Source organism: Vibrio sp. 811 (assembly GCF_033339195.1).
Window position 1 is genome coordinate 1 of sequence record NZ_JAWOUB010000258.1, and the last position, 811, is coordinate 811.

General features: G+C 41.9%; 1 protein-coding gene. It reads left to right on the forward strand.

Annotated elements, in window-relative coordinates; genetic code table 11:
- Window positions 1-159: 159 nt before the first annotated feature.
- Window positions 160-811, forward strand: a 652-nt coding sequence (locus tag R7Q46_RS26200; protein WP_318078088.1) for a TIGR01212 family radical SAM protein, incomplete at its 3' end; no start/stop codon positions are given.

Sequence of the window (811 nt, forward strand, 5' to 3'; positions counted from 1 at the left end):
CATGACGCTTTTTTGTCTGTATTTATGCAAGTTTATTGATTTCACACCGATTGGTCGTTGTTTGAATTGATTAATATTGTGTGTTTTTTCTTGCAGGGATGTAATTTAGTTACATAAATCGTAGTGAGATTTATTACGGTTTACTATTGGTGAGAATCTATGCAGTTACATGAGTTGGTCAATACACTAGGCCAAGATCTTCAGCGTCGTTACGGCGAAAAAGTCCATAAGCTGACTTTACATGGTGGCTTTAGTTGCCCAAACCGCGACGGCACGATTGGCCGAGGTGGTTGTACATTTTGCAATGTAGCTTCGTTTGCTGACGAAGAAGTACAAATCAAAAGTATTCATGAACAGTTGAAAGATCGTGCTGGGGAAATCCATCGAGCGAAGAAATATCTGGCGTATTTTCAGGCTTACACCAGTACTTATGCAGAAGTACAAGTACTGAAAAATATGTATGAAGAAGCGCTCAAAGCTGCTGATATTGTGGGTTTGTGTGTGGGAACTCGCCCAGACTGTGTGCCTGACTCGGTATTGGATTTGCTGTCAGATTATGTAAACCAAGGTTATGAAATTTGGCTCGAGCTAGGTCTTCAAACTGCAAATAACGATACGCTCAAACGCATCAACCGCGGACATGATTTTGAATGTTATGCGGAGATCACTCAGCGAGCTCGAGCCTTAGGGATCAAAGTTTGTACTCATTTGATTGTTGGATTACCGAAAGAAACCCGCGACGATAATATTGAAACGCTGCAAAAAGTGTTGGCCGTGGGCACTGATGGCATCAAGTTACATGGCCTGCATA